The 23,434-nt window shown below is 41.9% G+C and carries 9 protein-coding genes and 1 pseudogene; all 10 read left to right on the top strand.

The window, feature by feature from the left end; translation table 11 throughout:
• The first annotated feature begins 71 nt into the window (after positions 1-71).
• Positions 72-674: a hypothetical protein gene (locus NLX74_RS22740; protein WP_254330428.1), complete on the top strand. Its 603-nt coding sequence runs from the start codon at positions 72-74 to the stop codon at positions 672-674.
• A gap of 119 nt (positions 675-793) precedes the next feature.
• A complete protein-coding gene (locus NLX74_RS22745) occupies positions 794-1,702 on the top strand; it encodes a tyrosine-type recombinase/integrase (protein ID WP_254330430.1) in 909 nt (302 codons plus the stop codon).
• On the top strand, positions 1,699-3,747 hold the full coding sequence (locus NLX74_RS22750) for a site-specific integrase (protein WP_254330431.1): 2,049 nt from the start codon (positions 1,699-1,701) through the stop codon (positions 3,745-3,747). Before NLX74_RS22745 ends, NLX74_RS22750 begins: the two co-directional genes overlap by 4 nt.
• Positions 3,748-3,772: 25 nt before the next feature.
• Positions 3,773-5,446: a site-specific integrase gene (locus NLX74_RS22755; protein ID WP_190299356.1), complete on the top strand. Its 1,674-nt coding sequence runs from the start codon at positions 3,773-3,775 to the stop codon at positions 5,444-5,446.
• A gap of 39 nt (positions 5,447-5,485) precedes the next feature.
• Positions 5,486-6,058: a hydrolase gene (locus NLX74_RS22760; protein WP_025723565.1), complete on the top strand. Its 573-nt coding sequence runs from the start codon at positions 5,486-5,488 to the stop codon at positions 6,056-6,058.
• A gap of 105 nt (positions 6,059-6,163) precedes the next feature.
• Positions 6,164-7,600 (top strand): annotated as a pseudogene (locus NLX74_RS22765) (MFS transporter).
• A 293-nt stretch (positions 7,601-7,893) separates the two neighbouring features.
• Positions 7,894-8,541: a carbohydrate-binding protein gene (locus tag NLX74_RS26055; protein ID WP_254330433.1), complete on the top strand. Its 648-nt coding sequence runs from the start codon at positions 7,894-7,896 to the stop codon at positions 8,539-8,541.
• Between the two features lie 215 nt (positions 8,542-8,756).
• Positions 8,757-10,037, top strand: a complete 1,281-nt coding sequence (gene ectB / locus NLX74_RS22775; protein WP_025719505.1) for a diaminobutyrate--2-oxoglutarate transaminase — start codon at positions 8,757-8,759, stop codon at positions 10,035-10,037.
• Positions 10,030-18,669 (top strand): hybrid non-ribosomal peptide synthetase/type I polyketide synthase, encoded by an 8,640-nt coding sequence (locus tag NLX74_RS22780; protein WP_025719507.1) that lies wholly within the window; start codon positions 10,030-10,032, stop codon positions 18,667-18,669. Before ectB ends, NLX74_RS22780 begins: the two co-directional genes overlap by 8 nt.
• A 42-nt stretch (positions 18,670-18,711) precedes the next feature.
• On the top strand, positions 18,712-23,434 hold a 4,723-nt coding region (locus NLX74_RS22785), incomplete at its 3' end, for a non-ribosomal peptide synthetase (RefSeq protein WP_254330435.1).

Raw genomic sequence — 23,434 nt, forward strand, 5'->3', positions numbered from 1 at the left:
TGGGGGTGGTCCCTCTATACTCAACTTATACAGAGGAATGAATAAAAATGCTTGGGAGAGGGGGGGAGTGTGTGTATAAAGAGCTTCTGAGCATAGCACAGCTAATGGGGGAAACAATGCGATTGGTTGGGTATGCCCGATACTACAAATCCCTTAACATTGATGGTTTACATTACATACATCAAGTAGAAGGTACCCAAGTGATCGCTATTGTTAAACCAAATCATAGTACTCATCATGAAGCTACAACATTTTTAATGAATCTATTATTAACGGAAAAGCTAAAAATGAATACGGTTACATGGCATGCCCAGAATCTGAAAAAGTTCTTGGATTACATGATGTTCTGGAGGCTAGAGGAAGATTTTGAACATATCCATAATATCGAAGTAAAAGCAGGTGGACCGTATCCTATTGAAGTAATATTACTGGGATTTGCGGATTACCTTCGATGTATTCCAAAAGGTTACAAGCCATTTGAAGATTTAAAGGTGGCGACTCACGGGATTCATTGGTCTATGTTAAAGAATATCCCCCTTAACAAACATGCAATGGCAGAAGGGAAGCTATCAACCGTAATTCGAAGCAGTCATAACGATTTAAAGAAAACCAACTGGTGTGAGTACCGTCTGGTGCACTTGCTCCGATCATCTATACTGCATGTGCATATCTGAAGTTCTTGCGTGATAGAACAACAAGATTTAAATACCTGCCATTAGAGCAGGTTCCGAGAAAAGAAATAAGAGATAATCATTCATTAATAGCGGGTACTGCGGGTAGTAGGGTGCGGATAGTGTTTGATGTGGAAAATATTGCTCGAGATTCCGGTACTGCAGGACCTGGAGGAGGGAAGAGCAGGCAAGCCTCTCCCATTAACCACGACAAGGTCTTTAGTGAGACCGAAGCAGACATGTTCTTTGAATTGATCGATCCGTATGAAAATGCTTTGGATCTTCTTCTCTTTGCGATATTGCGTTACTTTGGATTACGCCCTGGTGAAGCAGCTGAGATTCGAATTGAGCCGTCAACAATTCCTTCCAACTTAAACGTGTATCATACAGCAAGAGAGGAATTAACCGAGTCTCTTTCCGGGAACTTGCAGTTTGTAAAAGAACGCGGGTTGCGGGGGAATTGGGTCATTGATACGGGATGGAAAACGAAGGCTTCCTGCAGGGACGTGGCGTTGATAACTCACAAAACAATTGATCCATTTAGCAGGAAAAATATCCGATTTCCAACACAAGAGGAGTTCACTGATCTTCTGTATTGGGCACTTCTTCAGCGGCGGGAACTTTTGTCTTATTACACAAGTGAAGATCATGGCTATCTATTTGTATCAGAGTCAAACAATTCAAAAGGGAAGCCATTAAGTAAGAAAGGCGTTTACAGTAAGTATAATAATTTGGCTGATGACTTATTTCAACGAACTGGGGGAAGCGTAGACCTACGTTCCTACTATCCACACACCTTCCGACACTTATTCGCGACATCACTTCTCCTAAGATATCGCAGACCAATCGAAGAGATCAGCAAGTGGTTGGGGCATTCTTCTGTCGTGATTACGCGCGATACATATATTCATTGGATACCTGAGTCAAATAATGACACAGAAAAAGGTAAAGTAGATCATTTAGGGAGGGTATTTATGCGACAGGCGGAGATCTCAGAGGGAATCCACGCGCATGAGGAGGACTCGGAATGACACTAGAATGGACTCCATTATCGGAATTTCGCAAATTTTTAAAAAACACGCTGCGTTTGAATCATGTGAATCAAGTATTTTCTTCTATAAAAAATCCCGTCCTTCAATTATTTACTACATTTCCGGCCCCGGATAACTGGTTAGCTGTACCGCCTGAAGAGAGACCAACCTTTCGGCATCGCGACAGTCGAGACCTATGGTATGTCATTTTCTGGGCTTGGCATACAGGTTTTTGCAAGGGAAATGATGTAGTAGCACAATATCGTCGAAACGACTTGGTTTGTTACCTGTCAACCAGAGGTCGTGTTAATCTGTCGGATTTCCCCGTCAAAATGGGCCTCCTCAAAAATTCAGAAGCAGAACACATCCGCAAAAAAGACTCAAACCGTATAGGTTTGTTCAACAAACTATCTATACACCTTCTAGGTGTTATGAAACCGCTGGGCGATTTCACGGAAGAAGATATAGCGTTAGCGGATGTAATGCGTCCGAACGACAAACGTTATAACGCCAAGTGTTTAAAGGACATTCTTTTTGAGCTTGGATATTCGGATGAACCAGGAAGACGTAGGCAAAGAATACTGTTTGACGATTGCTGTGAGCATCCAAAGTGGGGGGATATCGCACGTGAGTTTCGCGAGCATTTAAAACGAAGTAATTCGCTAGACTATTATATTCGTAAAGCGGGCAGTGCTTTGCATAAATTTTTCAAATGGCTTGACCAGCACGGGGAGTCGGATGCTTCATCTCTCGAGTATGAAGATTTTCTCGATTTGTTTGATTACATTTCAAAGAATAACGATGGAGAGGAGTTTTCAGCTAAGTATACCGGGAACAATCTTCTACACATAAAGTTATTCTTTGATTGGGGGAAAGGTTCTCATACATTTTTTCCAACATACGTTGACTGGCCCAGTGATTTATATTCTGGAATTCATCGTGAGGCCCAAGAAGAAACATATTCCGGTGATGGCCTCGCTTTTGATGACCCAAACTTCCCGATGCTCATGAAGGAAGCAATTGAAAATTATCATCCCGAAGATGATGTTGAAGTTTTATGTTGCGCTTTTTGGTTAATTATTGCCTCATCACCGGTGCGTAAAACGTATCTGCTCAATCTTCAGGCTGAAGAATGTATGCTGCCATTGCCTAATGCTCCATCAGCGGTAGGATTATACAGCCCATATTCAGGTATTGAGAAAGCTAAACATCGTAACGACCAATTTCCTATAATTGATTCTGCAGGTCTTAGAGCGGTCGAATTTTTACAGAAAAGATCGAGCGATAAAGCCTTCCGACCGATACGGAACGAAAGAGCGGATGCATCGTATGTGCATCTTTTTCTATTGGAGAAATATCCCTGGATTTTGAATGAAAGACAAATATATAGGTTTTTTGATAAGATAGCAGAATTTATTGGACATGGAGATAAAAAAGGGAAGGCTCATGGTTACAGACACTATCTCATAACTCACATTGCAATCGAAACCGGGAACAGTGAGTTAGCACGACTTGCTGCAGGTCATGAAAATCAAACCATGCTGAATCGATACTTACGAAGTAATCTCTCCCGTCAAGCATTGTTATTTGCTACTATTAAGAAATATCAGGATGGTGAGATTGCGGGACGGTTTATTTGGCGAATCTTCGAAGCACTTGCCAGCGAACAAACTGAGCCTGACGAATTGATAAAAGCTTTGGGATCTGAAGAGCTATCTTTAGATGAATTCTTTGCAAAATTCGGGCTTCCAGCTCCTACAGGTGTAGGAAGATGTTTAATACAGGGGGCTTGCCTTTTTGAGGCAAAGTGTTTTTCCTGTCATCATTTCGCCATACGAAAAAGTGAAGCAGCACAGGCATTTCATACTTTGGCCAGATTAACCAAGGACATGTGGAACATGATGCGAGGCAGTCGGGATTTTACAACCAAAAACGCCAAGGCGGCCGGATTAGCTACGCAAATAGCGTTGCTTGGGGACATGATTCGGCATTTCGGCTATAGTGACGAACAGATTCAAATAGAGGTTATCAGTCGACTAGTCTGAGCTTAGATTGGAAAGAGGTGAAATCGTGTCGCAAATATTAGCTTGGCAATCCCTGAGATTTGGACCCATTACTGTAAGGCGAAAGGGACAATTCGAGAGTAGAGAGCATCTGACAAGATCGGAGTATGAACAATACAGATCGGCAGAGACTTGGGGACGGGTTGAACCTATTTTATCAAGCTCCTTAACGGATTTGGTACAACCCACAATATTTTTCAAGTTACCCGGCACCCAAAGAGATTACGTATTACTGCTTGCCTTTTTACAACGGATCAGTTTGCCTTTAGAGATCGTATTTCCAACCAAGACCGAATTCAATAAATTTCCTTTTCCCGAGTTACCGAATTTTGAGTACTTTGATGCGCTTTACGATAAATACTATCCGGTATTGTATCCGATGGATAGCGAAAAACAACTACAAAAGGCAAAGAAAAGGATTCCTTTGCTTCGAACTGTAGTTTGCTTATGGTTCGCAGGTTACGCCCTTAAGGAAGGGTTAGAGGGTAATCATATTATTACTTCCTCTGTATTAGCAAAAGCAAGTAAGATCGCTAAATATCATAGAAGTAGTTTAACCCTCCTAGGTAAGATGTTAGCTAAAGAAACAGATTCCTTGATTGAAAATAAACCGGTCATACCTTGCGATGAAGCGGAAAGAAGTCTCTGGATAGCCGCGGGAATATATCCAACCCAAACGCCGTTTGAGGAGAGTCTCTATACCTTTGCATTTTCTTACTTGAGGCAACGTGTGAATGATTCAATAACTGATGATTATTACGACGATGAAGGAAATTTACTTTTCAGATACGGTAAAAAAACTATCAGCATAAATTATTGGAAAGCGATAGTCAAGTACATCCGGTATTTTGCAATCAAATGTCGATCAAAAGGTCTTACTGACATAAGCGAGAATTCAATATCAGAAGTATACACAGAGATTTTTGGCCAGATGAAGGGACAAGAAGATAAGACGTTTTTCCGAGTGGCGCTTCGACATTGGCTTAGGTGGCTTATAAGAACTACAAATGCTTCATACAACATAGAACGGATTATGCCAAGACCTAGACGTGTTATGTCAAAAGATCATGGACGAGTATTTAGTATGTCCAAAGCTTATATTCTTGTGCAGACCTTAATGAACGATCAAACTCCTTTAATTAACGAGAACATTCTGATGGACTTTCGTCATAGGCGGGCTTGCCTGTTGATGTTATCAACTGCAGCAAGGCCTCATGAAATAGTTAATTTGCTTCAGAATGCTTTATTTATAGATTCGCAGGATAATTCCTGGATTCGTTTTCACAAAACCAAGACCATTCGCAATCAACCCGATCGAAACGGCTATGAATGGGTTCATCACGCTCTAGTGAAGAACGATGCTGCAAGATGGTTTAACGAATTGATTCATTTTGCCCCATCAGAACCTATATTTTTTCCAAGAGAGTGGGGTGGGGATGGCCTTACGGAACTTCGTTTACTGGCTTCAAAACATAATGATGGCCCTATACGAACTAGCGGACTGTATAATTTTTTAACTCGCATTCAATCGAAGTTATGGCCTGAACTTAGGAAGCCATATTTCACACCCCATAATCTAAGAGCGCTCCATCTTACTTATCGGCGTATCTTAGGAGACAATGATGAGCTACTAGAGAGGCAGGCCGGACATAGTCAAATGACCAAATGTTTAATATTTTAAACTTCAGGTCAAATCCAAAGGGTGAGGAGAACATATAGAATGGAAAAATTATTGGATCCGCAAAAAACAGCGTTAGTTGTCATTGATTTGCAAAAATGGCTTGGTAATCAATACGCCCCTTATTCCGCCGAGCAGGTAGTATCTAACGCTGCCGCCTTGGCAGATGCTTTCCGTGAGCAAGGCTCAATGGTTGCCCTGGTCCGGGTATCTAGCAAAGATCTGAAGGATATCCCGAGACCGAAGTTGGATTCGCCTGCACCACCACTGAATCTGCCTGAAGGATGGGATCAAATCGTCCCGGAAATGCGGGTCGCCGAAACAGACCACATCATTACTAAAAAGCAATGGGGAGCTTTTTACGGAACGGAGCTCGACCTGCAGTTGCGTCGCCGGGGAATCGACACCATCGTCTTATGCGGCATCGCTACCGGGCTTGGCGTGGATACGACCGCGCGGGAAGCGTTTATGAATGGGTATCAGCTGATTTTGGCGATCGATGCCATGACCGGGTTTTCTCAAGCCGAGCACGATCACGTGAAAAATTTTATTTTTCCACGCATCGGGCGTGTTCGGACAACACAGGAAATCATTTCTGCCTTTGCTGAAGTTTGAACCCAAAGGAGATGTGCCCTTGGATTTATCAGGTTCCAGGGGTCGTTTTTTTATTTCAGGAGGTTGGTCTCTATGACCCAAAAGAGAAGTCCCAAGTCCGATAGGATGTACCCCTGGTATGTCTTATCTGTAACCAGTCTCGGAGCGTTCCTGGTTCTGGTCAATATCGGAACGCTTAATGTCGCATTGCCGGAATTAAGCCAGCAATTTCATGCGAATGCGGCAGCTTCCAGCTGGATTTTACTTTCCTATATGCTGGTAAACACTATCCTGATTTTAATCTTCGGACAAATTTCGGATATTTTCGGAAGAAGCCGAATGTATTTAATAGGAATGGCCATCTTTACCGTATCCAGTTTACTACTCGGTTATGCTTTTAATGTAGAGGTACTAATCCTTCTTCGGATCGTACAGGCTGCCGGAGGAGCGCTCGTAGTGACGAACACAACACCGCTGATTACCGATGCGTTTCCCCAATCGCAGCTGGGCACCGGTCTCGGTCTGAATTTATTGTCCGCTTCCGTCGCGCAGGTGCTTGGCCCGGTCGTCGGCGGCGTGGTCACGACCGCCTGAGGCTGGAGGTGGGTGTTCTGGTCTAATGTTCCCTTCGGGATCATTGCTCTCATCTGGGGGCTCTGGATTCTAAGGGTGAAGCCCCTAGCGCAGCTCCATAAAAAAGTGGACGGATATGGAGGCATCATGATCTTTGTCGCTTTAGCGGGTCTAATCATTGCTTTATCCAAGGGGGGAGAACTGGGCTGGGGAGACAAGCAGGTGATCGGAGGTTTTGCGATATTCGCCATATTTACTACTATATTTTTATGGCATGAGCATCGTTCAGCATCACCTCTACTAGATTTAAGCCTTTTTGAAAGCTGGACGTTCAGTATGGGGAACATCGCTACATTCTTTAATTCTTTTGCCCGTACGGCGGTTGCTCTGCTCTTCGCTCTCTATTACCAATTTGCCTTCCACCAAAACGCGCTTAATGCCGGTCTAAGGATCCTTCCAATTACGATAGGGATGTTGGTCATTTCTCCGATTGCTGGCATGTTGACTAAGAAGGCGGCCATTCGAGTTCTGGCCTCACTTGGAATTCTTATTTCTATAGCAGGACTACTACTACTCCTATTCGTGGTCGGTGGAAATTTCTCTTACGGGGTCACCGCTTGCGGCATGTTGTTAATCGGGGTCGGGACCGGTTTATTCCTTACCCCCAATACGACGGAGGTCATGTCAAGCGTTCCGGAGCAAAGCCGCGGGGTGGCGAATGGACTGCGGTCCATGCTATATAACTTGGGTCAAGTGCTGAGTACGGCTCTTTCTTTAACCATCGTCGGCGCAGCGCTGCCAGCCCACCTGAAGAACGTGCTGTATTCCGGAAAGAACAATGTGATTTCTGCCGTTGATTTTGCTTTCGTCATTCACGGTTACCGCTGGGTCATCATCGCACTAATAGGGACTTCTCTACTCGCTCTTGCTGCCTCGTGGTTCCGTCCGCAACAGAAAAAAGCTTACGAAAGCTCTTCAGCGGCCTCTTGACTTTGACGCATTGATGCCGCGTCAATCCGTCCGATCCTCATCGATCGGTCCTGCGGCTGCCGCCATAACCCCAGCGCGTCCGGTAAGCCCAAACTTCTGGAGCTAGCGATATATATCCGGCGGGTAGTGGAGCGTTGCGATATACTTTCACACGACACCAAGATATCCTCTTCTCCTAAATTCCGCCTTTTGGAGGCGCGAAAAAGATGAGAGTTCTAAAGTTAGAACATGTAGGTGTTCTAACACATAACGAACATTGTTCTTTACGAACAATGTTCGTTATGGTATAAATATTGTATGAACGTCCAAATACTGCATATGCGGTAAATGATACAGTAACATATAGTGGAAGTACTTATACCTGTCTTCAGGCACATACTTCCCTTGTAGGCTGGGAACCATCCAATGTTCCTGCTTTATGGAAGAAAGGCGGCAGCGGAACTACGCCACCTACAACACCGCCAACAACGCCACCAACAGGTCCTTCAGTAACAAAGCCTTCCGAAGTTCCAAGCCACATATGGACATACACAATGAATGCGGGCGATAAATTCGGTAAAGGCGGAGATTTTGCTTTATTGCTGAGTGCTGTGATCAAAAAGGAAAGCAGCTTTGGAGCAGGCTTACCAGGCAGTCCATCAGCCGGCGACGGATTGATGCAGGTAGAACCAAACACACGTAATGCTTATTTATCTCAATTCAGTTCAAAATTTGGCCGTGCTTATAATCACGGCAGTGAACAAGATCAGGTATGCTTGGGCGGACTGATTTTAAATGAAAAGATTACTAGATTCGGCAACATATATAATGGCTTATTATACTATAACGGAGGAGATAACTGGTATCCGGGAGCTACAGACTCTTATGGCCGTCCTATTCTGGCCAATCAATATGCAGATGCAGTTTACGCTACTTATAAGGGCTATGGCGGTAAGAACTAAGATGTTATTTATTTTCCACCCTTGCAGGTTTTACAATCCTACCGTACATGTACACCCAGTTTTGTAAGTAATACCGGGAGTGGGCGGGGGAGGACAAAGGCAACGATGCACATCCACCACAAGCCGGGAGAGAACATGGATGTGGATTGGGCCGGAAAAATAAACTGAAGTTAGTGTTTAAACACTAACTTCAGTTTAAGGGAGGAATTATGAGTATGGAAATTTTTGAGCAGTATGAATCCAACGTAAGAGCATATTGTAGAAACTTCTACGATGTGTTTGACCGGGCTAAAGGTGCACTGATTTATTCAGAATCCGGAAAGAAATTTGTTGATTTTTTTGCAGGAGCAGGAGCTTTAAATTATGGACATAACAACGAATACATCAAACAAAAGATACTCGCTTATCTTGAATCGGACAGTATTACTCATGGGCTTGATATGTACACAAAAGCGAAACGTGAATTTATCGAAAAATTCTCGCAGATCATATTGGAACCCCGAAAGTTAAACTATAAAATTCAATTTTGCGGGCCTACAGGTACAAACGCTGTAGAAGCATCGCTGAAGCTTGCCCGAAAGATCACTAAACGGACTGGTATATTTGCGTTTATGGGAGGATTTCACGGAATGTCGCTGGGGAGTCTGGCTGTTACCAGCAACATTCAGAAAAGATCTTCCTCCGGCATAGCATTATCCGATGTTACCTTTTTCCCATACTCCGAGAGTCCAATTGACTCATTCGATACTATTGAATACATGGAAGCCGTTCTAAACGACGGTCACTCGGGAATCGAAAAACCGGCGGCTATTATATTTGAAACCATTCAGGCGGAAGGCGGCGTAAATATAGCTTCACCCGAATGGATGCTTAGGCTGAGGGAACTTAGCGACAGACACGGTATTCTACTGATTTGCGATGACATTCAGGTTGGCTGCGGACGCACCGGACCGTTCTTTTCATTTGAACGTGCCGGGATGATCCCTGATATTGTACTGCTTTCCAAGTCAATCAGCGGGTATGGCCTTCCCATGTCTATTCTGCTGATGAAACCGGAACTTGATGTCTGGAAGCCTGGTGAGCATAACGGTACGTTCCGGGGAAACCAGCTTGCTTTCATTGGAGCTACAGCTGCGTTGGAATATTGGGAAATGAATAATTTGGAACAGTCTGTGAAATATAAGGAAGCATTTGTAAGAGAATATTTAACCAAGCAGATTTTGTCATTACATAAGGGCCTGACCATTCGGGGTGCAGGTTTGATTTGGGGTATTGATTTTTCCAATGTGGAGGATGAGCGAATCACGCAAAAAGTAGTAGAGGAATGTTACCAAAACGGTTTAATCATCGAAAGCGCAGGAAGAAAAGACAGTGTTATAAAACTTATGCCTCCGTTAACCATCGAGCTTGAACTTTTGCAGCAGGGTTGTTCAATTATCAGACAAGCTATTCAAGAGAATATAAATAAAGTATTGGAGGTCGAAAGTTATGGATAAAATCGCCATTATAGGAATAGGATGCCGTTTGCCAGGAGGAATAAGGGGGCCTGAGGAGTTCTGGGAAGCATTGACTGCGGGAAAAGATATGACTTCCGATTTACCCGAAGGCCGCTGGGATTTAGAAAAGTTTTATGATCCTGACAAATCAAAGCCAGGCAAGCATTACACCTGTCATGGTGGATTTTTAGATAAAATAGATGAGTTTGACCCTTTGTTTTTTGGTATTTCTCCAAGGGAAGCGGCCTTTCTTGATCCACAGCAAAGACTGATGCTGGAGACATCATGGGAAGCAATGGAAGATGGAGGCTTGGATCCGGCCAAGCTAGCAGGAACCAATACCGGTGTCTTTGTAGCGGGCTTCACCCTTGACTATCAAGCAATACAATTTAAAAACGAATCGGTTGAAAGTTTAGATACACATTCGGCAACGGGTATGATGATGACAATGTTGTCCAACAGGATTTCATATATATATGATTTCAGAGGTCCAAGTTTGTCTGTAGATACAGCGTGTTCGGGCTCTTTGGTTGCAACACACCTTGCATGCGGGAGTTTATTGAATAATGAATGTAATCTCGCAATAGCAGGCGGAGTAAGTGTTATAGCTACACCTGAGTATACCATAGCGGAAAGTAAGGGTGGTTTTTTATCTCCCGATGGACGGTGCAAAACTTTCGATTCCAGTGCAAACGGTTATGCAAGAGGAGAAGGAGCCGGCGTTGTGGTTTTAAAACGCCTGTCAGATGCTATCGAAGACGGAGATAGGATTTATGCCGTAATAAGTGGATCGGGTGTAAACCAGGACGGCCACACAGACGGGATTACTGTTCCAAACGGGCAGGCTCAGGAAAACTTAATGAAGGAGGTATACAAAAAGGCAGGAATATCACCTTCAGATATAACATATATTGAAGCTCACGGCACCGGCACTCCGGTTGGAGACCCTATTGAGGCTAATGCAATAGCACGAGTGGTTTCAACAGACAGGCCAAAAGATAAAAAGTGTATTGTCGGATCTGTTAAGACAAACATTGCCCACCTTGAGGCCGCTGCAGGAGTTGCCGCACTGATAAAAGCTTCACTAATCATAAAGCATAAGCAAATACCTCCACATCTGCACTTTAAGAATCCAAACCCTAAAATTCCCTTTGACGATTTATGTATACGAATTCCTCAGACCCTGGAGCCTTTGCCGCAACCCGCATTGGTTGGCATAAATTCATTCGGTTTTGGAGGAACAAATGCCCATATCCTCTTGGAGGAAGCTACAGATCTCCAAAAAGAGGGTACTCCTGAAGTTAATGTAAATACCGGATGGCCATATATGATTCCCATATCTGCGCGCTCAGAAAAGGCGCTAAAAAACTATGCGCAAAAGTATGTTGATTTTATTAATGGAAGTGGAGAAAGTATTTCTTTATATGATATTGGAAGCATGATGAGCAAAAAGCGCACCCATCATGACTATAGACTAGCGGTTTCGGCATCTTCAAAGGAAGAACTTGCAGGAAACCTGGAAGCGTATATTAAAGGACAAGCACGCCAGGGGATGTCTGCGGGAAATGTTGAGGCAGGAAAGTACAATAAAGCTGTTTTTGTATATACAGGTATGGGGCCCATATGGTGGGCTATGGGCAGACAGCTCCTTGAAAAAGACCCTGTGTTTAGAAATATGATAGAAAAATGTGATAAACTTACACGTCAGTATGCTGGATGGTCTCTACTGGAGGAACTTCTCGCCGATGAGGAGAATTCACGTCTGGACCAGCCCCAGTTTGCTCAACCTGCCAATTTTGCTGTTCAGGTGGGTTTGACTGAAGTATGGAAATCCTTGGGTATTATACCCCATGCGGTGGTAGGACACAGTGTTGGAGAAGTGGCTTCTACATATGTTGCAGGAATTTACAGCCTTGAAGATGCCATGTTGGTAAGTATTCACAGAAGCCGTGCACAGCAAAAAGCAGTAAACAAGGGCACAATGCTGGCGGTAGGTTTACCAGAAAAAGAAGTTGTGGCCCTGCTGGATGAGAATATAAAAGGTGTTTCAATGGCAGCAATCAATAGCCCAAATTCGGTAACTTTGTCAGGTGATCCTGATGCCCTTGAGCAGATCCAAAAACAGTTGCAGGATAAGGGGGTTTTTGCGCGGCTTTTAAAGGTCAATGTAGCGTATCACAGTTACCAAATGGAACCATATGAGCAGGAGCTATTGGAGGCATTAAAAGGAATAAAGTCCCAGCCTGCCGGGATACCGATATATTCCACGGTTACAGGGAAAATGCTGACGGGTACAGAGTGTGATGGACATTACTGGTATAAAAATGTAAGAGAGCCGGTACGTTTTGAAGCAGCAATGTATGAAATGATTTCGTTGAATTATAACTTATTTATTGAGGTGGGCCCTCACCCTGTTTTAGCAGCTTCTATTTCTGATTGTCTGTCAGCTAAAAACGTTGAAGGTAAGAAGTTGTTCTCTATAAAAAGAAATGAAAACGAACAGGTTTCAATACTGGAGAACTTAGGGAATCTATATGCACTGGGATACCCTATAGATTGGAACAAGATTTACCGGTACCAAGGTGAGTTTGTAAGTCTCCCTCTTTATCCATGGCAATGGGATAAATACTGGATGGAAACGCAGGAATCAAGTGAATTTAGGCAGGGAAAAAATAAGCACAAGTTTTTAGGACGCCGTTTGAAAACTTCCAGCCCTATATGGGAGATTGAACTTAATACTACCTATATGACGTATCTTTCTGATCATAAAATACAAGGTATAGAAGTTTTCCCCGGAGCAGGGTATGTAGAGCTGGGAATGGCTTGTGCCAGAAGCTATTTTGGAGAGGGTTTTTATACAGTTGAAGATATAAAGTTTGAAAATGCTTTATTTTTAAATCAAGGAGTATCACCTGTGGTGCAGGTGGTTTTGGATCCAAAAACCGCAAAATTCGAGATTTCAAGCAGGATACCGGGACAAGATAAGACTTGGACATGCAATGCATCCGGCACAATAAGAAAACGGCAAAACATAAAGATCACTGCTAAAGATGAGTTGATTCAAATACTTGGCAATTGTACCAAAGAATACGGAAAAGAAGTATGTTATAAAACCTTCTATCAAATGGGTTTCCATTATGGTCCTTATTTCCAAGGTATAGACAAGATATGGAAAGGTGATAACGAAGCTCTTGGCAGGATCGAGATCCCTAAAATACTGGAGATTGATAGCTCTATCTACGGTCTTCACCCGGCGGTATTGGACGCCTGTTTCCAGGTTACCATTGCGGCAGTTGCACCACTTAATGAAGATGAAAATAACGAAGGCCAATCATTCCTACCTGTAGGAATAGACAGGGTGCAGCTTTATGGAAGGCCGGAGCCTGTCATGCTTTGTCATACGCAGATGGTAGATAGGAAAGATAATAATTTGAACGCCAACATCCGTCTATATAGTGAGGACGGAAATCTAATCGCCGAAATACTGGGCATAAGAACTAAGGAACTTGGAAATAGTGGAGGGTCTGATGCTGGAAGAGTTAAGGATTATCTTTATGAGATAAACTGGGAGCTTCTAAAAAGTGAAGAAGTTGATACCCGCACAGCTGCTGCTAACTCTGGAGCATGGCTTATTTTTGTGGATCATAAAGCAGCAGGAAAAGAACTGGCAAATCTCCTTGAAAAAAGGGGAGAAGAATGCTTTATGGTATATCCTGGTGAGAATTTTGGTTGGCAGTATGAAGAGCGTGAGATATATATAAACCCTCGAAGCATTGAGGATCTTAGAGCGTTGTTTGATGAATTCTCAAAAATTAAAACGAAGCTAACAGGTATTGTATATATGTGGAGCCTCAATATCCTTGAGATCCAGGAAGTTAGCAATACAGCTATAGAAAAAGCTTGTTTTGAAAACCTGTTTGTATTAAAACACCTGGTACAAGCAACCACAAATCTGGGATTAAATTTTAAGCTGTGGGTTATTACAAGAGGAGCCCAAATGATCAACAGGGCTACTCCAAATTCTGCATTCTTACAGTCGTTGGTATGGGGCCTTGGCACCGTCATAGGTTACCATGAGTTGCCTTCAAATTGGGGAGGCCTTGTAGACCTTGACATAGAGGCCAATGCGGGTGAAATGGAAATGCTGTTAAAAGAAGTCTTAGGTAATGGAGAGAACCAAATTGCTTTCCGTAATGGGAATAGACTTGCAGCAAGAATCGATAAACTGCGGATTGATATGCAGCATCAAGTACCCGTACATCTTCGCCCCGATGGAAGTTATGTTATTACAGGTGCTTTTGGTGGCATAGGTATGATTACAGCCCAGTGGATGGTTGCCAAGGGAGCAAGACATCTGGTACTGCTTGGACGCGGAGAATTTCCAAAACGTTCTGAATGGAACAATGTAGAGCCAGGCAGCAGCCTTGCAGAGAGGATTGAGTTTGTTCGTAAGCTGGAGTCCCAGGGGGCAACAGTATATATTGGATCAGTGGATGTAACTGATGAGGAAAAGCTTGCTGGATTTTTTAAAGATTTTGATAAGGAAGAAAGGCCTCCTATTCGAGGTGTTGTACATTCTGCTGGTATTACGGATGATCAATTTCTTGAGGTTAGTAAAGATGAGACTTTTTATAGGGTCCTTTCGCCTAAGGTAAATGGTGCATGGAACCTTCACCGTATGACAGAGGGACGGCCTATTGACTTCTTTATTTTATTTTCTTCAGTTGCTTCTGTATTTGGTTCACCAGGCCAGGGAGCATATGCAACTGGGAATGCCTTTTTGGACTCACTTGCACATTACCGTTTATCGAGAGGACTTCCTGCACTGAGTATCAATTGGGGACCATGGTCAGAGGTTGGAATGGCTGCAAGGTTTATGGAACGTGATCCGGAGTATTATATACAAAAATCCATAGAATCTGTAACGGTAGAAAAGGGAATTAGGGCTATGGAGCACCTTGTTGGAGAAGCTGTTGCACAGTCTGTGGTTCTACCTATACTCTCGTGGCAAACGTTTGGGGAAAAATGGTTCTCACCCATGAGTTCTCCACATGTGCTTAAAACTCTTTTGCAAGATGAGTCAGGACAACAAGAGAATATAAATAAATCAAAGGTGGATGTTGATATCCTGGAGGATATTATTTCATCTCCAATACAGAGCAGGCAGAATATCGTTGAAATGCATATTAAAACAATAGTAGCGAAGGTTTTGCGTTATAATCCTGAGGATCTAAGTACCAAACAACCACTAACTGTTTTTGGGATGGATTCATTAATGGCCACCGAAATAAAAAACAGGATGGAGGTTGCCTTTAAAACACCTGTTTCCATAGTAGAACTTCTTAAGGGTTCCAGCATATACGATCTTTCCGAGCAAATGATATCAAAGCTATACGAATCGGGAAAGATTTCAGAACAGGATTCCCTAAATATGGGTAAGGCTGAGCTTGAAAGAATACCTAAAGTTTCTGAAAAAGAGTACTATGAAACCTCATCTGCACAAAAGATGATGTATATCATTAATAATCTTGAGGGTAACAACATTGGGTATAACATACCTGTGGGAATTTTATTTGAAGGTGGGATTGAAAGGGTTGCCCTTGGGGAAGCATTAAAAACATTGATACAAAGGCATGAAGCATTTAGGACATCCTTTGAGATGATTGATGGGGAGCTTGTGCAAAGGATACAAGATGAAGTTGATTTTACTATAGAATATTTTGAGTCTGAGGAAGACGGAGTAGAGAAAATAATCGATGAATTTGTAAGACCGTTCGATTTAAGCAAAGCACCCTTAATAAGAGTAGGTCTTATAGAAATCCATGCTAGCAGGCAAATACTTTTGCTTGATGTACATCATATAGTCTCGGATGGAACTTCAATAATCAGGACTTTTGATGAAATAGTTTCTATATTAAGTGGTGAAAGCCTTCCGGCAATGGAGGTGCAATATAAGGATTTTGCCCAGTGGCAGAATGGCTTGTTTAGCACTGAGGTTTACAAAAAGCAGGAAGAATACTGGCTTAATAGGTTCAAGGGTGAAATTCCTATCCTTGATATGCCTACAGATTATCCTAGGCCTGTCCTTCAAAGCTTTGAAGGAAATAGGTTGCTATTTGATTTAGACAGTCATTTGATGGATAAATTAAATGTACTTTCCTCCCAAACAGGAGCCACCGTGTATATGATACTTCTTGCGGCATTAAATACACTAATGTATAAATACTCAGGACAGGAAGACATAATTATTGGTACTCCTATAGCGGCAAGAACTCATTTTGATACTGAAAGAATACTGGGGATGTTTATAAATACCCTGGCATTAAGGAATTTCCCAGAGGGAAATAAGGCCTTTACTGAGTTCTTGGAAGAAGTAAAAGAAAGCTCCTTAGAAGCATATGAAAATCAGGAATACAGGTTTGATCAGTTTGTGACAAAACTTAACGTAAAGAGAGATTCAAGCAGAAATCCTTTATTTACTGTTATGTTTAATATTGTTCCTTCTGATGAGCATATTATGGAACATCGTGGTGAATTAAAGTATTCCAAATATCCGGTTGAAAGTAAAACATCAAAATTTGACCTAACATTCCAGTTGATACCAGATGGTCATAATACAATATTATGGATGGAATATGCTACACGTCTGTTTAAGAAGGAGACGGTAGAAAGGCTTGTTCAGCATTACTTTAATATCCTTGAAGAGATAACCTCAAACCCTGAAAAAAAACTATCAGAAATCAATATGTTATCCCAAGAAGAAAAGGAGCGAATAATATACGGCTTTAACGATACGAAGGTTGAATTTGAACATCACCTGACGGTACACCACCTGTTTGAGCAGCAGACGAAAGTACGTCCAGACAATATAGCAGTAGCGTATGAAGGCCGTAGATTTACATATGGCCAGATCAACCAAAGGGCAAACAGGATAGCAAGGTACATGCTAAAGGCTGGCACTGGTAGAGAAGAAGCCGTAGTTGTCATGCTGGAGAGGGGACCCTTATTTGTAGAATCGGTACTTGGTATATGGAAAGCAGGGGGGGCTTACATACCTGTAAATCCAAAATACCCTACACAAAGGGTGCTTGATATATTTAAGGAATCTAAAGCTGCCTATGTGTTGACCTTATCAGATTATGTGACCCAGCAGCTTAGTGAGAACTATAAAGGCCGAATTATATACCTTGACCAGTGTGAAAAAGAGATTGAGGCTGAAAGTGGCGAAAACCTAGATCTAGATATAGACATAAATAGTTTGGCCTATGTTATATATACATCTGGTTCAACTGGTGTACCAAAGGGAGCTATGATAGAGCATCTTGGCATGATAAACCACATCCATGCGGAAATAAAGGAACTTTGTATAACTAACAACAGCATAATATCCCAGAACTCGCCTCAATACTTTGATGTATCTGTATGGCAGTTCTTTGCAGCCCTAACCATAGGAGCTCAAATTATCATCTATCCAGATGAAATAGTAAAGGATGTTGCAAGGTTTACGAATCGGATCATAGAAGATGGCATAACGGTCCTTGAGGTGGTACCTTCATACCTTGCTTTAATGCTTGAGTATGTGGAAAATACAGGGAATAAACCGGAAAAACTTCATTACTTGCTGATAACGGGAGAAACCGTAAAATCCGGCATAGTAAGGAAATGGTTTGACCTATGTCCAAATACTAAAGTAGTTAATGCCTACGGACCTGCAGAGGCAGCGGACGATATTACTCTATATACTATGGAAGCTGCTCATGAAGGAGAGAACATTCCTGTAGGCAAGCCTATACAAAATATGAATCTATATATAACAGATAAAAACATGAACCTGTGCCCTATCGGAGTAAAAGGAGAGATCTGCGTCTCTGGAACAGGTGTAGGAAGGGGTTATTTAAATGACCCTGAAAAAACAGCCCATGTATTCCTTGAAGATCCTTTCAGAGAAGAAAAGGGGATAAGGCTGTACAAAACAGGAGACCTGGGAAGATGGCTGCCTGACGGGAATATCGAATTCCTGGGCAGAATAGACCATCAGGTTAAGATCCGCGGATACCGAATAGAGCTTGGAGAAATAGAAGCTCAGCTTCTAAAACATTCTTCAATAAAAGAAGTTGTGGCAGCAACAAGGGAAGACCCCCAAGGGAACAAGTACATCTGTGCATATATAGTTGGAGAAAGTGAATTGACAATACCGGAATTAAGGGAGTATCTCTCCAAAGATCTGCCAGACTACATGATCCCTTCATATTTTGTACAGTTGGAAAAACTGCCTTTATCAGCGAATGGCAAGGTAGATAGAAATGCCCTGCCTGCCCCTGATGGAAATATTAATACAGGGGTAGACTATGCTGCACCATTCGGTGAAATTGAGGAGAAGCTTGTACTGATATGGAGCCAAATCCTTGGAGTCCAGAAGATTGGAGTAAATGATAACTTCTTTGAATTAGGAGGAGACTCATTAAAGGCAACCAATCTTGTATCAAGGGTTCATAAAGAATTTGACATAGAATTTGCATTAAAAGAAGTGTTTATGGGTCCTACAATTTCGGCAATAGCAAAAAGTATTAAAAATAGACTTAACGATACAGTGGAAATCGAAGAAATTTTAAGCATGATTGAAAATCTATAAATAGGAATTAAAAGAGATGAAATAGAGAAGAGGGACGAAGTTATGGATAATTTGATGAAAAGAATAGAATCTCTTTCTCCAGAAAAAAGAAAGCTATTTGAGACGATGCTAAAAGAAAAAGGAAAAGATGTTTCAAAATATACGCCAAATGCCTTTTCTGGAATACCTTCTGCCAGAGAGCAGGAATTTTACCCTATGTCATCTGCCCAGAAAAGGCTGTATATACTAAACGAGCTTGAAGGAGCAGGTACTGCATATAACATGCCAGGCGTCGTACTGCTGGAAGGAAACATTGATGCAGTACGCTTCGAACAGGCATTCAAGGAGCTAGTAAAAAGACATGAGGCTCTGCGCACATCATTTCATATGGTTGAGGGTGAACCAGTACAAAAGGTTCATGATTACGTGGATTTCAGTATTACGTACCTGGAACTGGATGAAGAAAAAGCAGCAGAAATAGTCAAAGAATTCATAACGCCCTTTGATCTTAGCCAAGTTCCATTACTGAGAGTAGGACTTGTAAAAACGAACGAAGACAGGCGTGTTATGATGTTTGACATGCACCACATAGTATCAGATGGTATATCAGTCAATATACTTATGAGTGAGTTTTTGGATTTGTACCAAGGGAAGACCCTTTTGCCACTACGGATACAGTACAAGGATTTTTCTGTATGGCAGAAGGAGATGTTTGCCGGAGACTCAATAAAGAAGCAGGAAGAATACTGGCTCCAGACATTTAAGGGTGATATACCGGTACTGGATATGCCTACTGACTATCCAAGACCGGCGGTACAAAGTTTTGAAGGAGATGCTGTAAGCTTTGAAATAAACCCTGAACTTTCAGTCAAACTAAATAAGCTTGCAACAGATAATGGAGCTACCTTATACATGGTACTGATGGCTGCATATAACGTACTCCTGTCCAGATACACTGGACAGGAAGACATCATAGTTGGAAGTCCTGTAGCCGGAAGGCCCCATGCTGACCTGCAGGGTATCATTGGTATGTTTATAAATACCTTGGCCATAAGGAACTATCCTGAGGGAGAAAAGACCTTCGTCCAATTCTTGCAGGAAGTAAGGGAAAATGCGTTTTTGGCTTTTGAAAATCAGAACTACCAGTTTGAAGAACTTGTAGAAAAACTTAATCTCATGAGGGACATGAGCAGGAATCCTCTTTTTGACACTATGTTTGCACTGCGCACTTCAAACAAGACAGAATTTGCAGCATCGGGTATAAACTTCAAACAATACAACAACTGGCTGGAAGGCAGAAAGGCAAAATTTGACCTTATGCTTGAAGTGGTAGAGGGTCAAGAAGGTATAACATTTAACCTTGAATATTGTACCAGGCTGTTTAAGAAGGAGACAATAAAAAGGTTTGGAACCCATTACTTAACCGTTCTTGAAGAGATAACGGCATGCCCTGAAAAAAGGTTGTGGGAAATTGATGTACTGTTACAGGAAGAAAAACAGCAAATCCTATATACCTTTAACGCTACAGAGGCACAGTATCCTAAAAACAAGACTATCCATCAGCTTTTTGAAGAGCAGGCAGAGAAGAACCCTGATCATGTAGCTGTGGTATTTGAGGGTAAAAAGCTTACATATAGTGAACTCAATAAAAAATCAAATGGGTTGGCCCATGTATTAAGGGCTAAAGGAGTCAAACCGGACAGTATCGTAGGTATTCTGGCAGAACGCTCACTTGAGATGATAGTAGCAATCCTAGGGGTATTAAAAGCAGGGGGGGCATATCTTCCCATAGATCCAGATTATCCTGAGGAAAGAATAAGTCATATGCTGGAAGACAGCCGGGCAGTGATCCTGTTGACCCAATCACATTTTATAGACAAATATACATCAATAGGTACAGTAATAAATTTAGAAGATGAGCAGGAATATTCAGATGAACAATATAACTTATCGGAGGTAAATAAACCTTCCGATCTAGCTTACTTAATATATACCTCAGGCTCTACAGGTAAACCCAAAGGGGCAATGATAGAGCATAGAAACATAGTAAGGCTGTTATTTAACAGTAAAATGCAGTTTGATTTTAACGAAAATGATGTATGGACTATGTTTCATTCTATGAGTTTCGATTTTTCCGTATGGGAGATGTACGGGGCGTTGTTATATGGGGGCAGATTGGTGGTAGTTCCTAAAATGACAGCACGCAGCAATGTAGAGTATCTGAGACTTCTAAGGAATGAGAAGGTGACCGTATTAAATCAGACACCTTCAGCCTTCTATAATATAGCCAATGAAGAAGTATCATATGAAGAAAAAGAACTTAAGATAAGATATGTCATATTCGGAGGGGAAGCATTAAAGCCTGCATTGTTGAAGGAATGGAGAAAGAAGTACCCGCAGACTAGACTCATCAATATGTATGGAATAACCGAGACAACAGTGCATGTCACATATAAAGAGATAGAAGAGGAAGAAATTAGATCTAATGTGAGCAGCATAGGAAGGCCTATACCAACCCTTACAACATATGTAATGGATAAGAACATGAAAGTTGTTCCCATTGGAGTAGCCGGAGAGCTTTGTGTAGGAGGAGACGGAGTTTGCAGAGGATATCTTGGAAGACCGGAGCTTACAAAGGAAAAGTTCGTTCAAAATCCGTACAAGCCGGAAGAGAGGTTATATAGATCTGGAGACCTGGTCCGGTTATTATCTGATGGAGAAATGGAATACCTGGGTAGAATAGACCACCAGGTAAAGATAAGAGGCTTTAGGATAGAGCTTGGTGAAATAGAAGCACAACTGCTAAAGCATCCTTCAATTGAGGAATCTTTGGTGATTGCAAAGGAAGACCATCAGGGCAGTAAATACCTGTGTGCATATATAGCGGGAGAAAATGAGCTGACAATATCAGAACTAAGGGAGCATCTCTTAAAAGAACTGCCCGAATACATGGTACCATCATACTTTGTGCAGCTTGAAAAAATGCCATTGACAGCTAATGGCAAGATAGACAGGAAGGCATTGCCTGAACCCGAAGGTAATATAAATACGGGAATAGAGTATGAAGCGCCTATAGGCGAATTTGAAGAGAAGCTTGCACTGATTTGGCAAGACATCCTTGGAATTAAGAAGATAGGAAGAAATGACAACTTCTTTATGTTAGGTGGACACTCTTTAAAGGCTACAAGCCTTGTAGCGAGAATTCACAAAGAGTTCAATATAGACATGCCTCTTAAGGAAATATTTAAGGCTCCAATTATAGCGGAAATAGCAAGGTATATGAAGGAAGCAAAGGAGAGTATATATCAATCCATCCAAACTGCTAAAGAGATGGAATACTACCCTATGTCATCAGCCCAAAGAAGGCTGTATATATTAAATCAGTTTGAAGGAGCAGGGACAGCATACAATATGCCAGGCAGCTTGCTGGTTGAAGGCAGTATTGATCTGGAGCTTTTTCAGAAGACCTTCCAACAGCTTATAAATAGGCATGAGACCCTTCGAACATCTTTCCATTTCATAGAGGGTGAACCCGTCCAGAAGATCAATGATCCTGTGGGTTTTAGTGTAGTGTATCTAGAATCTGACGAAGAAAAAGTGGGGGAAATCGTAAAAGAATTTATAAAGCCGTTTGATCTTGGAATTGCTCCGCTGCTAAGAGTAGGCCTTGTGAAAACGGGAAAAGACAAGCATGTCATGATGTTTGACATGCACCATATCATATCTGACGGTACGTCCATGGATATACTGGTACATGAGTTCATGGATATGTATGGAGGAAATAACCCTTCTTCCCTCCGTATACAGTACAAGGACTATTCTGTTTGGCAGAAGGAACTATTTGCTGGGGACAAAATAAAGAAGCAGGAGGAATACTGGCTCCAGGAATTTAATGGAGAAATTCCTGTGCTGAATATGCCAGTAGATTACCAAAGGCCTGCGGTTCAAAGCTTTGACGGAGGTTTTATCCGTTTTGAAGCAGGCAGTGAGCTTACGGGAAAACTTATTAAGCTTGCAAGGGATAATGGGGCTACTCTTTACATGACATTGCTTGCTTCATACAACATACTGCTGTCTAAGTATACGGGGCAGGAAGATATTATAGTGGGAAGCCCTATAGCTGGAAGACCTCATACAGATTTACAAGACATAATAGGTATGTTTGTAAATACTTTAGCCATGAGGAACTATCCCCAGGGAGAAAAGACCTTTGCTGAGTTTCTAAAGGAAGTAAGGGAAAACTCTATAAGGGCTTATGAAAATCAGGACTACCAGTTTGAAGAACTGGTGGAAAAGCTTAATGTAAAGAGGGATATGAGCAGGAATCCTCTTTTTGATACTATGTTTGTATTGCAAAATACCGGCTCATCAGAATTGAAGATAGATAGGCTTAAGTTTATACCCTATACAAATGAATTTAGAATATCCAAATTTGACTTGACATTAAATGCTCGGGAAACCCAGGAAGGTATTGCATTTGATTTGGAATATGCCACAAGGCTGTTCAAGAAAGAGACTGTAGAAAGGTTTGCAGCCCATTACCTTAATGTTCTGGAAGAGATAACGGTTTATCCTGGAAAAAGGTTGTCAGAAATTGATATGCTTTCACAGGAAGAAAAGCAGAAAATACTATATGACTTTAACGATACAAAGGTCCGGTATCCTAAGGATAAGACTATACATCAACTGTTTGAAGAGCAGGTAGAAAAGACACCCAATAATATTGCTGTAGTGTTTGAAGATAAACAGCTGACTTATAAGGAAGTAAACGAAAAGGCAAACCAAC

Origin of the sequence: Paenibacillus sp. MZ03-122A (assembly GCF_024213325.1) — a bacterium.
GTDB lineage: Bacteria > Bacillota > Bacilli > Paenibacillales > Paenibacillaceae > Paenibacillus > Paenibacillus polymyxa_B.